The following is a 16086-nucleotide window of genomic DNA, read 5'->3' as shown; positions in this document are numbered from 1 at the left end:
GGTCATCGTCAAGATTAAATTCCGAAACCCCATTTGCGAAAGCAGATGGGGTTTTGTTTTGGGCGGGCGGAAAGTGCCGGCAGGTTTTCTCATGGACGCCTTCAGGGCTAAACGCCTGCCTTTCTATGCAATGGTCTTTCGCATGGCTATCATGCGTTCCTCATTGTGAGGCGATACTTGCATGCTGACGTTGTTAGAACTTCTGAAAGATGGCCGATTTCATTCCGGGGAAGCACTTGGCGCCGCCCTGGGCGTCAGTCGCAGTGCTGTCTGGAAGCAACTCCAGCACCTTGAGGCCGAATTGAATCTGCCTGTTCATAAGGTTCGTGGAAAGGGGTATCAATTAGCATCCCCATTGGTTTTCTTGAGTGCTGCGGAAATTGAGCAGCATGCCCCTGATTTAGCATGGCCTATCCATATCTACGATTCCATTGACTCAACAAATGCCGAAGCTTTGCGTCTTGCTGGGGTTGAGTGCGCGACGCCCTTTCTGGTGCTTGCGGAGCAGCAAACGGCGGGAAGAGGCAGGCGTGGTCGAAAGTGGGTCAGTCCATTTGCCCAGAATGTCTATTACAGCCTTGTATTGCGTATTGAGGATGGTCTTCGGCAGTTGGAAGGCTTAAGTCTTGTGGTTGGATTGGCGGTCATGCAAGCCCTGCGTGAGTCTGGAGTTCAGACTGCGACTTTAAAATGGCCAAACGACGTTCTCGTAGGGCAAAAGAAAATTGCCGGGATTTTGCTGGAGCTCGTAGGGGATCCTGCTGATATCTGTCACGTTGTCCTTGGAATAGGCATCAACGTCAATATGCAGAAGGCTGACGAGGTTGATCAGCAATGGACATCAGTGCAGTTAGAGACGGGTTTTCCTGTTGATCGAAACGCCCTGATTGCCCGGCTGGGTTTGCAGTTGCAAGGCTACTTGGGTCGACACCGGGTGCTAGGTTTTGCCGAGCTTCAGAATGAGTGGGAGAAAAATCACGCTTGGCAGGGGAGGGCTGTGTCGCTTATAGCCGGTGTCAACCAGGTCGATGGAGTGGTGCTGGGTGTTGATCGTCAAGGTGCTTTGCGTTTGAGTGTTGATGGTGTTGAGAAAATATACAGTGGTGGTGAGCTAAGCCTGAGGTTGCGTGATGATTCTTGAGCTCGACTGTGGGAATAGCTTTATCAAATGGCGTGTGCTTGATTCGAGCGGGGTGAACGCCTCGGCTGAAGGTGTTGCAGGTTCGGATGCTGCCTTGATTGATAGCCTGCTGGCGCTGCCTGAGTTGTTGCTGACGCGTTGCAGGTTGGTGAGCGTCCGTGCGCAGGAAGAGACGGAAAAACTGGTTGAAGCGCTTGTGGAGACATTTGGTGTTGCTGTTACCAGTGCTGCTTCAGCTCGTGAAGTGGCTGGGGTACGTAACGGCTACGAAGATTTTGAGCGCCTTGGTCTGGATCGCTGGTTGGCAATGCTCGGTGGATTTAAATTGGCCTCGGGTGCCTGCTTGGTGCTCGATTTTGGCACTGCGGCGACTGCAGATTTTATAGCTGAGGATGGCGAGCACCTGGGAGGCTTTATTTGTCCGGGCATGTCTCTCATGAGGAATCAGCTGCGTACACATACACGAAAGATAAGGTATGGCGATGCCGCTGCTGAAAGGGCTTTGGAGTGCCTCTCACCAGGTCGTACAACAGTCGAGGCAGTAGAGCGAGGCTGTGCGTTGATGCTTCGAGGATTTGTTCTGACCCAGCTAGAGCTCGCGCGCAGCTACTGGGGCGATGACTTCAGTATATTCCTGACTGGCGGAGATGCTGATTTGGTATTGGGCTCTGTGCCGCAGGCTCGACTCGTTCCTGATTTGGTTTTCGTTGGTCTGGCGATGGCGTGCCCGTTATCTTGAGGTGTTTATGCGTTGGCTGTTTTTGCTTTTACTGATCCTCAACGCCTTTTACTACATATGGCACCAGCAAGAGGCCCCGCTGCGCGCTAAAGACGTTACTCCTCTGAGTCTCTATCGAGGTGCTCAGCAGGATATTCGTCTGCTGAGTGAATCTTCGGATGCGGTGATCCGCAGGGAGCGGGCAAAGGTATCTGATTCGCAAAATACCTGTTTGTACATTGGTGGATTTACAGACCAGCGCCAAGCGCAATCTGTCGAGCAGCGTCTCACTAGCTTGGATATAAAGGTCAAGGTTCAACTGCTGAGTACGCCAGATGCTCAAGGTTACTGGCTCCGGGTGGCCCCGGAAAGCCGGCGCCTGGCTGAAGATCTGCCCTTTGAAAACCTTGTTAAGGAATTCAATGAGTTAAAACATAAAATAATGCTGTGCGAAGGCATTGCAACTGTCGAATAGTTTGCATAGAATGGCGCCCGCTTCGCAGTGAAGACCTTTAGGGGGATTTAATGAGATGCGGCGTCAATGCACCTAACCTCATAATTTAAATGAGAAAATGCTTGACAGAAGGTCGGCGTAATGTAAAATGCCGGCTCGCTTAGGAGGGGTTCCCGAGCGGCCAAAGGGATCAGACTGTAAATCTGACGTCTACGACTTCGAAGGTTCGAATCCTTCCCCCTCCACCATTTTTAGCGTGAGCTGCAAGCTCCGCGGGTATAGTTTAGTGGTAGAACCTCAGCCTTCCAAGCTGATGATGCGGGTTCGATTCCCGCTACCCGCTCCAAGTTTGCAGGTTGTGCATGTGTTTTGCTCTTGTAGCTCAGTTGGTAGAGCACACCCTTGGTAAGGGTGAGGTCAGCGGTTCAAATCCGCTCAAGAGCTCCATATAACAAGGCAGATATGAAAATATCTGCCTTTGTTTTAACAGCTGCCTCGGCTTGAGTGTTTTGTATCTGGTGGTTTTGCCAGGTTGTCTCAAGTCTGTTGGGGTTGGTTGTTGTAAAGTCTTTTTCAGGCCTGCATAATGGTCGGCCTGATTTTGTTTTAGGTCAGTAGCTCAATTGGCAGAGCGACGGTCTCCAAAACCGTAGGTTGGGGGTTCGATTCCCTCCTGACCTGCCAGATTCGCGTGGTGTGTCTGGCTTTCTTTTCACAGGATCTTCATAGATGACTCCTAAGGCTGAAGCTCAAAGCTCTCGTTTCGATCTCGTCAAGTGGCTAGTTGTTGTAGCGTTGGTGGTCGTAGGCGTAGTTGGCAATCAGTACTATTCTGCTTCGCCGATCCTGTACCGTGTGCTCGCTTTGCTTGTTATTGCTGCTGTGGCTGCCTTTGTGGGCTTGCAGACTGCTAAAGGCAAGTCTTTTGCGGTACTGGTAAAGGAAGCTCGCACCGAAATCCGTAAAGTCGTTTGGCCGACTCGCCAAGAAACCACGCAGACCACGTTGATTGTTGTGGCTGTTGTTCTGGTTATGGCGTTGCTGTTGTGGGGGCTTGATTCCCTGCTCGGTTGGCTTGTTTCCTTGATTGTTGGCTAAGGGTGTCCCGTGGCTAAGCGTTGGTACGTTGTTCATGCTTACTCGGGTTACGAGAAGCATGTTATGCGCTCTTTGCTAGAGCGCGTGAAGCTGGCAGGCATGGAAGATGGCTTCGGCGAAATTCTGGTTCCCACTGAAGAAGTGGTTGAAATGCGGAATGGTCAGAAGCGTAAAAGTGAGCGTAAGTTCTTCCCTGGCTATGTTTTGGTTCAGATGGACATGAATGAAGGTACTTGGCATTTGGTCAAGGATACGCCTCGTGTCATGGGTTTCATTGGCGGTACCGCTGATAAGCCTGCTCCGATCACTGATAAAGAGGCAGAAGCAATTCTGCGTCGCGTTGCTGATGGTAGTGACAAGCCTAAGCCGAAGACTTTGTTCGAGCCGGGTGAGGTTGTTCGTGTTACAGATGGTCCGTTTGCTGATTTTAACGGCACTGTCGAAGAGGTTAACTACGAGAAGAGCCGGATCCAAGTGGCAGTGCTCATTTTCGGTCGCTCTACTCCTGTAGAGTTGGAGTTCAGCCAGGTCGAGAAGGTCTAGCTGGCTAAGCATCCCAACCCCGCAGCCTTAGGCTGTGGGGTTTTGTCGTCACTGGGATAAACGCGCAAGTAACCGGGGAGCCTTTCGAGGCGTTTGAACCCGTAATTGGAGTGCCTCATGGCCAAGAAAATTACCGCTTACATCAAGCTGCAAGTGAAGGCCGCTCAGGCCAACCCAAGCCCACCTGTTGGTCCAGCTCTGGGTCAGCATGGCGTGAACATCATGGAATTCTGCAAGGCCTTCAACGCCCGTACTCAGGGTCTTGAACCAGGTCTGCCGACTCCAGTGATCATCACTGTATACAGCGACCGTAGCTTCACTTTCGAAACTAAGTCGACCCCGGCTTCGGTTCTGCTGAAGAAGGCTGCTGGTCTGACTAGCGGTTCCGCTCGTCCTAACACCGTTAAAGTCGGCACTGTAACTCGTGCTCAGCTGGAAGAAATCGCGAAAACCAAAAACGCGGATCTGACTGCAGCTGATATGGATGCAGCCGTGCGTACCATCGCCGGTTCTGCTCGTAGCATGGGCCTTAACGTGGAGGGTGTGTAATGGCTAAGCTGACCAAGCGCCAAAAGGCTATCGCCGGCAAAATCGAAGCAGGCAAGGCCTACAGCTTTGTAGACGCTGCAGCCCTGTTGACCGAGTTGTCGACTGTCAAATTCAGCGAGTCCGTTGACGTTGCTGTAAACCTGGGTGTGGACCCGCGTAAGTCCGACCAAGTCGTTCGTAGCGCTACTGTGCTGCCACACGGTACTGGCAAGACTGTACGTGTAGCCGTCTTCACCCAAGGCCCGGCAGCTGAAGCTGCTCTGGCCGCTGGCGCTGATCGCGTTGGCATGGACGACCTGGCTGCCGAAATGAAAGGCGGCGACCTGAACTACGACGTAGTTATTGCCTCCCCGGATGCAATGCGTGTTGTAGGTCAGTTGGGTCAGATCCTTGGTCCACGTGGCCTGATGCCTAACCCTAAAGTCGGCACTGTAACGCCAGACGTAGCTACCGCGGTTAAAAACGCCAAGGCTGGTCAGGTTCGTTATCGCACCGACAAAAACGGCATCATTCACACCTCCGTTGGCAAGGTCGGTTTCGACGCCGTCAAGCTGAAGGAAAACGTTGAAGCCCTGATCGCTGATCTTAAGCGTATCAAGCCAGCTTCTTCTAAAGGTATCTACGTCAAGCGCGTTACCCTGAGCACCACTATGGGCCCAGGTCTGGTCATCGACCAAGGCTCGCTGGACGTATAAGACACAGATTGACGCAAGCGATTGCGTCAATTGAAAAAATTGGGGTCCCTGCCTGGCGGGGGCTATCCAAGACCGTAGGCGACGCAAGTCTTAAACCAAAAGCCTACGCAGATGGTGCTCCCGGTTCCTTACCGAATCAGACACCAAAACGACATCCGGCCTAGGCCAGATGAAACGGTAACAAGCAGGAGTTAAACCCGTGGCAATTAATCTCGAAGACAAGAAGGCCATCGTCGCTGAAGTCAACGAGGCTGCCAAAGCTGCCCTGTCCGCTGTCGTGGCTGATGCCCGTGGTGTGACAGTAGGCGCTATGACCGGACTCCGTAAAGAGGCTCGTGAAGCTGGCGTATACGTACGTGTTGTACGTAACACCCTGCTCAAGCGCGCTGTTGCTGACACTGAATACAGTGTTCTCAATGACGTGTTCACCGGCCCGACTCTGATCGCGTTCTCCAAAGATCATCCAGGCGCTGCTGCCCGTTTGTTCAAGGAATTTGCCAAGAGTCAGGATAAGTTCGAGATCAAGGCAGCTGCGTTCGAGGGCAAGTTCCTCGCAGCTAACCAAATCGACGTACTGGCAACATTGCCGACCCGCGACGAAGCCATTTCGCAGCTGATGAGCGTGATTCAAGGCGCTACCAGCAAGCTGGCTCGTACTCTGGCTGCAGTTCGCGAGCAAAAAGAAGCTGCCGCAGCCTAAGGCTGAGCGACTTCTCTCGCGTATTTTTGTTTATTTCGATGGCCGCGTAGGCCGTCCCCCAATTCAGGAAATACAGCAATGTCTATCTCCCAAGACGATATCCTCAACGCCGTAGCTGAAATGTCGGTTCTGCAGGTTGTTGAGCTGATCAAAGCTTTCGAAGAAAAATTCGGCGTTTCCGCTGCCGCTGCTTCCGCTGGCCCAGCAGTTGCTGCTGTTGCTGCTGAAGAGCAAACCGAATTCAACGTCATGCTGCTGGAAGCTGGCGAGAAGAAAGTAAACGTGATCAAGGCAGTGCGTGAACTGACCGGTCTGGGCCTGAAAGAAGCCAAGGCTGTAGTTGACGGCGCTCCTGCCCAGGTTCTGGAAGCAGTGTCGAAAGACGCAGCTGACAAAGCCAAAGCTACTCTGGAAGAAGCAGGCGCTAAAGTCGAGCTGAAGTAAGCATCGACTTTGCGTCTCCAGCCCAAGCGTTAAGCTGAAGGCTGATGGCTGGTGGCTCTTGCCACCGGCCTTTTTCCGTTATTGGCTGTCGACTCGGTCGCCGCCATTAACGCGCTGTAGCCACCCGAAGCGGTGGTGCAAACCATGGGGTTTGCAAGATTTTCTGGCTGCTCCCGTCGGAGGGGCCAAACAAGCAGGTGACCAAGCTGGGGAACGCTGATGGCTTACTCATATACTGAGAAAAAACGTATCCGCAAGGACTTTAGCAAGTTGCCGGACGTCATGGATGTCCCGTACCTTCTGGCTATCCAGCTGGATTCGTATCGTGAATTCTTGCAGGCGGGAGCGACCAAAGATCAGTTCCGCGACGTGGGCCTGCATGCGGCCTTCAAATCCGTTTTCCCGATCATCAGCTACTCCGGCAATGCTGCGCTGGAGTACGTCGGTTATCGCCTGGGCGAACCGGCATTTGATGTCAAAGAATGCGTGTTGCGCGGTGTTACGTACGCCGTACCTTTGCGGGTAAAAGTCCGTCTGATCATTTTCGACAAAGAGTCGTCGAATAAAGCGATCAAGGACATCAAAGAGCAAGAAGTCTACATGGGTGAAATCCCACTGATGACTGAAAACGGTACCTTCGTTATCAACGGTACCGAGCGTGTTATCGTTTCTCAGCTGCATCGTTCACCGGGTGTGTTCTTCGATCACGACCGCGGCAAGACGCACAGCTCCGGCAAACTCCTGTACTCCGCGCGGATCATTCCGTACCGCGGTTCTTGGTTGGACTTCGAGTTCGATCCTAAAGACTGCGTGTTCGTGCGTATCGACCGTCGCCGCAAGCTGCCAGCTTCTGTGCTGCTGCGCGCGCTCGGCTATACCACCGAGCAGGTGCTGGACGCTTTCTACACCACCAACGTATTCAGCCTGAAGGATGAAACCCTCAGCCTGGAGCTCATCGCATCGCGTCTGCGTGGTGAAATTGCTGTCCTGGATATCCAGGATGAGAATGGCAAGGTAATCGTTGAGGCTGGCCGTCGTATTACTGCGCGCCACATCAACCAGATCGAAAAGGCCGGTATCAAGTCGCTGGAAGTGCCTCTGGACTACGTCCTGGGCCGCACTACCGCCAAGGTCATCGTTCACCCGGCTACAGGCGAAATCCTGGCTGAGTGCAATACCGAGCTGAACACTGAGATCCTGGCCAAAATCGCCAAGGCTCAGGTTGTTCGCATCGAGACCCTGTATACCAACGATATCGACTGCGGTCCGTTCGTCTCTGACACGTTGAAGATTGACTCCACCAGCAACCAACTGGAAGCGCTAGTCGAGATCTATCGCATGATGCGTCCTGGCGAGCCACCAACCAAAGACGCTGCTGAGACCCTGTTCAACAACCTGTTCTTCAGCCCTGAGCGTTACGACCTGTCTGCGGTCGGTCGGATGAAGTTCAACCGTCGTATCGGTCGTACCGAGATCGAAGGTTCGGGCGTGTTGTGCAAAGAAGACATCGTTGCGGTACTGAAGACTCTAGTCGACATCCGTAACGGTAAAGGCATCGTCGATGACATCGACCACCTGGGTAACCGTCGTGTTCGCTGCGTAGGCGAAATGGCCGAGAACCAGTTCCGCGTTGGTCTGGTGCGTGTTGAGCGTGCGGTCAAAGAGCGTCTGTCGATGGCTGAAAGCGAAGGCCTGATGCCGCAAGACCTGATCAACGCCAAGCCAGTGGCTGCGGCGGTGAAAGAGTTCTTCGGTTCCAGCCAGCTCTCGCAGTTCATGGACCAGAACAACCCTCTCTCCGAGATCACCCACAAACGCCGTGTTTCCGCACTGGGCCCGGGCGGTCTGACCCGTGAACGTGCTGGCTTTGAAGTTCGTGACGTACACCCGACGCACTACGGTCGCGTTTGCCCGATCGAAACACCGGAAGGTCCGAACATCGGTCTGATCAACTCCTTGGCGGCCTACGCGCGCACTAACCAATACGGTTTCCTCGAGAGCCCGTACCGTGTGGTGAAAGACGCTCTGGTCACTGACGAGATCGTGTTCCTGTCCGCCATCGAAGAAGCTGATCACGTGATCGCTCAGGCTTCGGCCACGATGAACGATAAGAAAGTCCTGATTGACGAGCTGGTAGCTGTTCGTCACCTGAATGAGTTCACCGTCAAGGCGCCGGAAGACGTCACTTTGATGGACGTTTCGCCGAAGCAGGTAGTTTCGGTTGCAGCGTCGCTGATCCCGTTCCTGGAGCACGATGACGCCAACCGTGCGTTGATGGGTTCCAACATGCAGCGTCAAGCTGTACCGACCCTGCGCGCTGACAAGCCGCTGGTAGGTACCGGCATGGAGCGTAACGTAGCGCGTGACTCCGGCGTTTGCGTCGTGGCTCGTCGTGGCGGCGTGATCGACTCTGTTGATGCCAGCCGTATCGTGGTTCGTGTTGCTGATGATGAAGTTGAAACTGGCGAAGCCGGTGTCGACATCTACAACCTGACCAAATACACCCGCTCGAACCAGAACACCTGCATCAATCAGCGTCCGCTGGTGAGCAAGGGTGATCGCGTCCAGCGTAGCGACATCATGGCCGACGGCCCGTCCACCGACATGGGTGAACTGGCACTGGGTCAGAACATGCGCATCGCGTTCATGGCGTGGAACGGCTTCAACTTCGAAGACTCCATCTGCCTGTCCGAGCGTGTTGTTCAAGAAGACCGCTTCACCACGATCCACATTCAGGAACTGACCTGTGTGGCACGTGACACCAAGCTTGGGCCGGAGGAGATCACTGCGGACATCCCGAACGTGGGTGAAGCTGCACTGAACAAGCTGGACGAAGCCGGTATCGTTTATGTAGGTGCTGAAGTTGGCGCAGGCGACATCCTGGTGGGTAAGGTCACTCCGAAAGGCGAGACCCAACTGACTCCAGAAGAGAAGCTGTTGCGTGCCATCTTCGGTGAAAAAGCCAGCGACGTTAAAGACACCTCCCTGCGTGTACCTACTGGTACCAAGGGCACTGTCATCGACGTACAGGTCTTCACCCGTGATGGCGTTGAGCGTGATGCTCGTGCGCTGTCCATCGAGAAGACTCAGCTCGACGAGATCCGCAAGGACCTGAACGAAGAGTTCCGTATCGTTGAAGGCGCTACCTTCGAACGTCTGCGTTCCGCTTTGGTAGGCCACAAGGCTGAAGGCGGCGCAGGTCTTAAGAAAGGTCAGGACATCACCGACGAAATCCTCGACGGTCTTGAGCACGGCCAGTGGTTCAAACTGCGCATGGCTGAAGATGCTCTGAACGAGCAGCTCGAGAAGGCCCAGGCGTACATCGTTGATCGCCGCCGTCTGCTGGACGACAAGTTCGAAGATAAGAAGCGCAAACTGCAGCAGGGCGATGACCTGGCTCCAGGCGTGCTGAAAATCGTCAAGGTTTACCTGGCAATCCGTCGTCGCATCCAGCCGGGCGACAAGATGGCCGGTCGTCACGGTAACAAAGGTGTGGTCTCCGTGATCATGCCCGTTGAAGACATGCCGCACGATGCCAATGGCACTCCGGTCGACGTGGTCCTCAACCCGCTGGGCGTACCTTCGCGTATGAACGTTGGTCAGATCCTTGAAACCCACCTGGGCCTCGCGGCCAAAGGTCTGGGCGAGAAGATCAACCGTATGATCGAAGAGCAGCGCAAGGTCGCAGACCTGCGTAAGTTCCTGCACGAGATCTACAACGAGATCGGCGGTCGCAACGAAGAGTTGGACACCTTCTCCGACCAGGAAATCCTGGATCTGGCGAAGAACCTGCGCGGTGGCGTTCCGATGGCTACCCCGGTGTTCGACGGTGCCAAGGAAAGCGAAATCAAGGCCATGCTGAAACTGGCAGACCTGCCAGAAAGCGGCCAGATGCAGCTGTTCGACGGCCGTACCGGCAACAAGTTTGAGCGCCCGGTTACTGTTGGCTACATGTACATGCTGAAGCTGAACCACTTGGTAGACGATAAGATGCACGCTCGTTCTACCGGTTCGTACAGCCTGGTTACCCAGCAGCCGCTGGGTGGTAAGGCTCAGTTCGGTGGTCAGCGTTTCGGGGAGATGGAGGTCTGGGCACTGGAAGCATACGGTGCTGCTTACACTCTGCAAGAAATGCTCACAGTGAAGTCGGACGATGTGAACGGTCGGACCAAGATGTACAAAAACATCGTGGACGGCGATCACCGTATGGAGCCGGGCATGCCCGAGTCTTTCAACGTGTTGATCAAAGAAATTCGTTCCCTCGGCATCGATATCGATCTGGAAACCGAATAACACGTGACGCGAATCGAGAGCGGGGCTGTTTAGCCCGCTCTCTGCTCCGCCAGGAGGAAAGGCCTTGAAAGACCTACTGAATTTGCTGAAAAACCAGGGTCAAGTCGAAGAGTTCGACGCCATCCGTATTGGGTTGGCATCGCCTGAGATGATCCGTTCGTGGTCGTTCGGTGAAGTTAAAAAACCGGAAACCATCAACTACCGTACGTTCAAACCTGAACGTGACGGCCTGTTCTGCGCCAAGATCTTTGGCCCGGTAAAGGATTACGAGTGCCTGTGCGGTAAGTACAAGCGCTTGAAACACCGTGGTGTGATCTGCGAGAAGTGTGGCGTTGAAGTTGCACTGGCCAAGGTTCGTCGTGAGCGCATGGCGCACATCGAACTGGCTTCGCCGGTTGCTCACATCTGGTTCCTGAAATCGCTGCCGTCCCGTATCGGTTTGCTGATGGACATGACCCTGCGTGATATCGAGCGCGTTCTCTACTTCGAGAGCTATGTCGTTATCGACCCAGGCATGACCACCCTTGAAAAGGGTCAGTTGCTGAACGACGAGCAGTACTTCGAAGCGCTGGAAGAGTTCGGCGACGATTTCGATGCCCGCATGGGTGCCGAAGCGGTCCGCGAACTGTTGCACGCTATCGACCTGGAACACGAGATTGGCCGTCTGCGTGAAGAAATTCCGCAAACCAACTCCGAAACCAAGATCAAGAAGCTGTCCAAGCGTCTGAAGTTGATGGAAGCCTTCCAGGGTTCCGGCAACTTGCCAGAGTGGATGGTGCTGACCGTTCTGCCGGTTCTGCCGCCAGACCTGCGTCCGCTGGTACCGTTGGACGGCGGTCGTTTTGCGACCTCCGACCTCAACGACCTATACCGTCGCGTGATCAACCGTAACAACCGCTTGAAGCGCCTGCTTGATCTGTCCGCTCCGGACATCATCGTGCGCAACGAAAAGCGTATGTTGCAAGAAGCGGTTGATGCCCTGCTTGACAACGGTCGTCGTGGTCGCGCTATCACGGGTTCCAACAAGCGTCCTCTGAAATCCCTGGCCGACATGATCAAGGGTAAGCAAGGTCGTTTCCGTCAGAACTTGCTCGGTAAGCGTGTTGACTACTCCGGTCGTTCGGTAATTACCGTAGGCCCGACCCTGCGCCTGCACCAGTGCGGTCTGCCTAAGAAGATGGCTCTCGAGCTGTTCAAGCCGTTCATCTTCGGCAAGCTGGAAATGCGCGGTCTCGCGACCACCATCAAAGCGGCCAAGAAAATGGTCGAGCGCGAACTGCCAGAGGTTTGGGACGTTCTTGCTGAAGTGATTCGCGAACACCCGGTCCTCCTCAACCGTGCACCGACCCTTCACCGTCTGGGTATCCAGGCGTTTGAACCGGTACTGATCGAAGGTAAGGCTATTCAGCTGCACCCTCTGGTCTGTGCTGCGTACAACGCCGACTTCGACGGCGACCAAATGGCCGTGCACGTACCGCTGACGCTGGAAGCCCAGCTGGAAGCGCGTGCGTTGATGATGTCGACCAACAACATCCTATCGCCAGCCAACGGTGAGCCAATCATCGTTCCGTCGCAGGACGTTGTATTGGGTCTGTACTACATGACGCGTGAAGCGATCAACGCCAAAGGCGAAGGTCGTGTATTTGCGGACTTGCAGGAAGTTGACCGTGTGTTCCGTGCCGGCGAAGCCGCATTGCACGCCAAGGTCAAGGTGCGGATCCACGAAACCGTCAACGATCGTGATGGCGGAAGCGTGAGCAACGTTCGTATCGTCGACACTACTGTTGGCCGTGCACTGTTGTATCAAGTTGTGCCAAAAGGTCTGTCGTACGATGTCGTCAACCTGCCGATGAAGAAAAAGGCGATCTCCAAATTGATCAACCAGTGCTACCGCGTGGTTGGTTTGAAAGAGACTGTTATCTTCGCTGACCAGTTGATGTACACCGGTTTTGCTTATTCGACCATTTCCGGCGTTTCCATCGGTGTTAACGACTTTGTTATCCCGGATGAAAAAGCCCGCATCATCAGTGCTGCTACTGACGAAGTGAAAGAGATCGAAAGCCAGTACGCCTCGGGCCTGGTAACACAGGGCGAGAAGTACAACAAAGTGATCGACCTTTGGTCCAAGGCGAACGATGAAGTTTCCAAGGCGATGATGGCCAACCTCTCGAAAGAGAAAGTCATCGACCGTCATGGCGTCGAAGTCGACCAGGAGTCCTTCAACTCGATGTACATGATGGCCGACTCGGGCGCACGGGGTTCTGCTGCGCAGATCCGTCAGCTCGCCGGTATGCGTGGCCTGATGGCCAAGCCGGACGGTTCCATCATCGAAACGCCGATTACTGCGAACTTCCGTGAAGGTTTGAGCGTACTTCAGTACTTCATCTCCACTCACGGCGCTCGTAAAGGTCTGGCGGATACCGCGTTGAAAACCGCTAACTCCGGTTACCTGACACGTCGTCTGGTAGACGTTGCACAAGATCTGGTTGTAACCGAGATCGATTGCGGCACCGAGCACGGCCTGCTCATGACTCCGCACATTGAAGGCGGTGACGTTGTAGAGCCGCTGGGTGAGCGCGTATTGGGTCGTGTTATTGCGCGTGACGTGTTCAAGCCAGGTACTGAGGAAATCATCGTTCCTGCCGGCACTCTGGTTGATGAGAAGTGGGTCGAGTTCATCGAACTCAACAGCATCGACGAAGTGATTGTTCGCTCGCCGATTAGCTGCGAAACCCGCTACGGTATTTGCGCCAAGTGCTATGGCCGTGACTTGGCTCGTGGTCACCAGGTGAATATCGGTGAAGCGGTCGGCGTTATCGCTGCCCAATCCATCGGTGAGCCGGGTACCCAGCTGACCATGCGTACGTTCCACATCGGTGGTGCGGCAAGCCGGACCTCCGCAGCTGACAGCGTTCAGGTGAAGAATGGCGGTACTGTCCGTCTGCACAACCTGAAGCACGTTGAGCGAGTGGATGGCTGTCTGGTTGCGGTATCCCGTTCCGGTGAGCTGGCAATCGCTGACGACTACGGTCGTGAGCGTGAGCGTTACAAGCTGCCGTATGGTGCTGTGATTTCGGTTAAAGAAGGTGACAAGGTCGACGCTGGCGCAATCGTGGCCAAGTGGGATCCGCACACTCACCCAATCGTTACCGAAATGAAAGGTACCGTGACCTACGTGGGCATGGAAGAAGGCATCACGATCAAGCGTCAGACTGACGAATTGACCGGTATGACCAACATTGAAGTACTCGACGCGAAAGATCGCCCAGCTGCCGGTAAAGACATCCGTCCTGCCGTTAAGATGGTCGATGACAACGGCAAGGACTTGTTGCTGCCAGGCACTGACGTAATCGCTCAGTACTTCCTGCCAGCTAACGCCCTGGTCGGTGTAGCGGATGGTGCGAAGATTGCGATCGGTGATGTTATCGCTCGTATCCCGCAAGAAACTTCGAAGACCCGTGACATCACCGGTGGTCTGCCGCGTGTTGCCGACTTGTTCGAAGCTCGTCGTCCGAAAGAAGCATCGATTCTGGCTGAAGTCAGCGGCACCATCGCGTTCGGTAAAGAGACCAAAGGCAAGCGCCGTCTGGTTATTACCCCGAACGACGGTAGCGATCCGTACGAAGAGCTGATTCCGAAGTGGCGTCACCTGAACGTCTTCGAAGGCGAACAGGTAAACCGCGGCGAAGTTATCTCCGACGGCCCGAGCGATCCACACGACATCCTGCGTCTGCTGGGTGTGAGTGCGCTGGCCAAGTACATCGTTAACGAGATCCAGGATGTTTATCGTCTGCAAGGCGTGAAGATCAACGATAAGCACATTGAGACCATCCTGCGTCAGATGCTGCGTAAAGTTGAAATCGCTGAATCCGGCGATTCCAGTTTCATCAAGGGCGACCAGATGGAACTGACTCACGTACTGGTAGAGAACGAGCGTCTGGCTGGCGACGAGAAATTCGTATCCAAGTTCACTCGTGTTCTGCTGGGTATCACCAAGGCGTCGTTGTCCACTGAGTCGTTCATCTCGGCGGCCTCCTTCCAGGAGACCACTCGCGTACTGACCGAAGCAGCGGTAACCGGCAAGCGCGATTACCTGCGCGGCCTGAAAGAAAACGTGGTCGTGGGTCGTCTGATCCCGGCTGGTACCGGTTTGGCTTACCACAGCGAGCGTAAGCGCCGCCGTGATGCTGACAAGCCGCTGCGCGTAAGCGCCAGTGAAGTGGAAGCTGCACTGACCGAAGCGCTGAACTCAAGCGGTAACTGAGTTCTGCAATAAATAAGTCTGGGCCCTGGCAGTCCCATTCGTCGGATCGAGGCAATTTTGCCCCGGTTCGACGAGAGGGGAGGTCGGGGCCTTGCCTTGACTGGGGGCAAGATCCTCTTTAGACTCTTGTACCCCTAAATTTGGCGGGAATTCGTTCCTGCCATTTTTGCTTTTCTTGCAAGACAATAGCGTCGCAAGACAACAGTGGAGCTAGTAGATGGCAACTATCAACCAGCTGGTACGTCAGCCGCGTAAGCGTATCGTCGAGAAATCCGACGTGCCTGCGCTGCAGAACTGCCCGCAACGTCGTGGCGTATGCACTCGCGTGTATACCACTACGCCGAAAAAACCTAACTCGGCACTGCGTAAAGTGTGCCGTGTGCGTCTGACCAACGGTTTCGAGGTTTCCTCGTACATCGGCGGTGAAGGCCACAACCTGCAAGAGCACAGTGTGGTGCTGATTCGTGGCGGTCGTGTAAAAGACTTGCCAGGTGTTCGTTATCACACCGTACGCGGCTCCTTGGATACTTCCGGCGTTAAAGGTCGTAACCAGGGTCGTTCGAAGTACGGTACCAAGAAGCCTAAGTAGTAGCGGCTTTTTGTAAAACTGAACCATCTTATTTTCTGAGTCGATAAGAGTAAGGTCGGAGGCGTCCCGAAAGGGCACTGATTCCGAGCGAACCTGAAGACCGTTTGAGGGCTTATCCATGCCAAGAAGACGCGTAGCAGCCAAGCGCGAAGTGCTTGACGATCCAAAATACGGAAGCCAAATTCTGGCCAAGTTCATGAACCACGTGATGGAAAGCGGCAAGAAAGCCGTTGCCGAGCGTATCGTTTATGGCGCGCTGGAAAAGGTTAAAGAACGCAAGAACAGCGACCCCCTGGAAATCTTCGAGAAAGCTCTCGACGCCATCGCTCCGCTGGTCGAAGTGAAGTCGCGCCGTGTAGGCGGCGCTACTTATCAGGTTCCGGTTGAAGTTCGTCCGTCCCGTCGTAACGCCCTGGCAATGCGCTGGTTGGTAGACTTCGCCCGTAAGCGTGGCGAGAAGTCTATGGCTCTGCGTTTGGCTGGCGAACTGTTGGACGCTGCTGAAGGTAAAGGTGCTGCTGTTAAGAAGCGTGAAGACGTGCACCGTATGGCTGAAGCTAACAAAGCTTTCTCGCACTACCGCTTCTAATCTTAGCTT

13 protein-coding genes and 4 tRNA genes are annotated in these 16086 nt (G+C 54.5%); all 17 read left to right on the top strand.

All coding sequences use genetic code 11. The annotated features are described in order from the left end of the window. Positions 1-181: 181 nt before the first annotated feature. The 17 genes from birA to rpsG all read left to right on the top strand — a co-directional run bounded on the left by birA (position 182) and on the right by rpsG (position 16077). A complete protein-coding gene (gene birA / locus ACEN2T_RS19205; RefSeq protein ID WP_095186172.1) occupies positions 182-1141 on the top strand; it encodes a bifunctional biotin--[acetyl-CoA-carboxylase] ligase/biotin operon repressor BirA in 960 nt (319 codons plus the stop codon). Then, positions 1131-1880, top strand: coding sequence for a pantothenate kinase (locus ACEN2T_RS19200; RefSeq protein WP_442117315.1), 750 nt, complete (start codon positions 1131-1133; stop codon positions 1878-1880). Before birA ends, ACEN2T_RS19200 begins: the two co-directional genes overlap by 11 nt. A 7-nt stretch (positions 1881-1887) precedes the next feature. Further along, positions 1888-2334 carry a hypothetical protein gene (locus ACEN2T_RS19195; protein WP_095186174.1) on the top strand — a complete coding sequence of 149 codons (447 nt, stop codon included), beginning with the start codon at positions 1888-1890 and terminating at the stop codon, positions 2332-2334. Between the two features lie 142 nt (positions 2335-2476). Further along, positions 2477-2561 (top strand) — tRNA-Tyr (locus ACEN2T_RS19190). Between the two features lie 24 nt (positions 2562-2585). Beyond that, positions 2586-2659 (top strand) — tRNA-Gly (locus tag ACEN2T_RS19185). Between the two features lie 25 nt (positions 2660-2684). Beyond that, a tRNA-Thr gene (locus ACEN2T_RS19180) sits at positions 2685-2760 on the top strand. 161 nt (positions 2761-2921) lie between these two features. Then, positions 2922-2997: transfer RNA gene (locus ACEN2T_RS19175), tRNA-Trp, on the top strand. Between the two features lie 45 nt (positions 2998-3042). Next, positions 3043-3411: a preprotein translocase subunit SecE gene (gene secE / locus ACEN2T_RS19170; protein ID WP_032884531.1), complete on the top strand. Its 369-nt coding sequence runs from the start codon at positions 3043-3045 to the stop codon at positions 3409-3411. A gap of 9 nt (positions 3412-3420) precedes the next feature. Next, complete coding sequence (nusG, locus tag ACEN2T_RS19165) at positions 3421-3954, top strand: transcription termination/antitermination protein NusG (protein WP_003176436.1); 534 nt, start codon at positions 3421-3423, stop codon at positions 3952-3954. Between the two features lie 117 nt (positions 3955-4071). Continuing rightward, positions 4072-4503 carry a 50S ribosomal protein L11 gene (gene rplK, locus ACEN2T_RS19160; protein ID WP_003176435.1) on the top strand — a complete coding sequence of 144 codons (432 nt, stop codon included), beginning with the start codon at positions 4072-4074 and terminating at the stop codon, positions 4501-4503. Continuing rightward, a complete protein-coding gene (gene rplA / locus ACEN2T_RS19155) occupies positions 4503-5198 on the top strand; it encodes a 50S ribosomal protein L1 (protein WP_032884532.1) in 696 nt (231 codons plus the stop codon). Before rplK ends, rplA begins: the two co-directional genes overlap by 1 nt. 199 nt (positions 5199-5397) lie before the next feature. Beyond that, the gene (rplJ, locus tag ACEN2T_RS19150; RefSeq protein WP_003232405.1) at positions 5398-5898 is read left to right on the top strand and encodes a 50S ribosomal protein L10; all 501 of its coding nucleotides are present in this window, start codon (positions 5398-5400) and stop codon (positions 5896-5898) included. Between the two features lie 78 nt (positions 5899-5976). Continuing rightward, positions 5977-6342 (top strand): 50S ribosomal protein L7/L12, encoded by a 366-nt coding sequence (rplL, locus tag ACEN2T_RS19145; RefSeq protein ID WP_003176432.1) that lies wholly within the window; start codon positions 5977-5979, stop codon positions 6340-6342. Between the two features lie 219 nt (positions 6343-6561). Beyond that, a complete protein-coding gene (gene rpoB, locus ACEN2T_RS19140; RefSeq protein WP_032884533.1) occupies positions 6562-10635 on the top strand; it encodes a DNA-directed RNA polymerase subunit beta in 4074 nt (1357 codons plus the stop codon). Between the two features lie 64 nt (positions 10636-10699). Next, a complete protein-coding gene (gene rpoC / locus ACEN2T_RS19135; RefSeq protein ID WP_032884534.1) occupies positions 10700-14899 on the top strand; it encodes a DNA-directed RNA polymerase subunit beta' in 4200 nt (1399 codons plus the stop codon). Between the two features lie 217 nt (positions 14900-15116). Then, complete coding sequence (rpsL, locus tag ACEN2T_RS19130) at positions 15117-15488, top strand: 30S ribosomal protein S12 (RefSeq protein WP_002555494.1); 372 nt, start codon at positions 15117-15119, stop codon at positions 15486-15488. 118 nt (positions 15489-15606) lie between these two features. Continuing rightward, positions 15607-16077 carry a 30S ribosomal protein S7 gene (rpsG, locus tag ACEN2T_RS19125; RefSeq protein ID WP_002555493.1) on the top strand — a complete coding sequence of 157 codons (471 nt, stop codon included), beginning with the start codon at positions 15607-15609 and terminating at the stop codon, positions 16075-16077. Positions 16078-16086 lie beyond the last annotated feature (9 nt).

Origin of the sequence: Pseudomonas sp. W22_MBD1_FP4 (assembly GCF_052113765.1) — a bacterium.
Lineage (GTDB): Bacteria > Pseudomonadota > Gammaproteobacteria > Pseudomonadales > Pseudomonadaceae > Aquipseudomonas > Aquipseudomonas sivasensis.
This window is presented reverse-complemented; position numbering and strand designations above follow the sequence as displayed.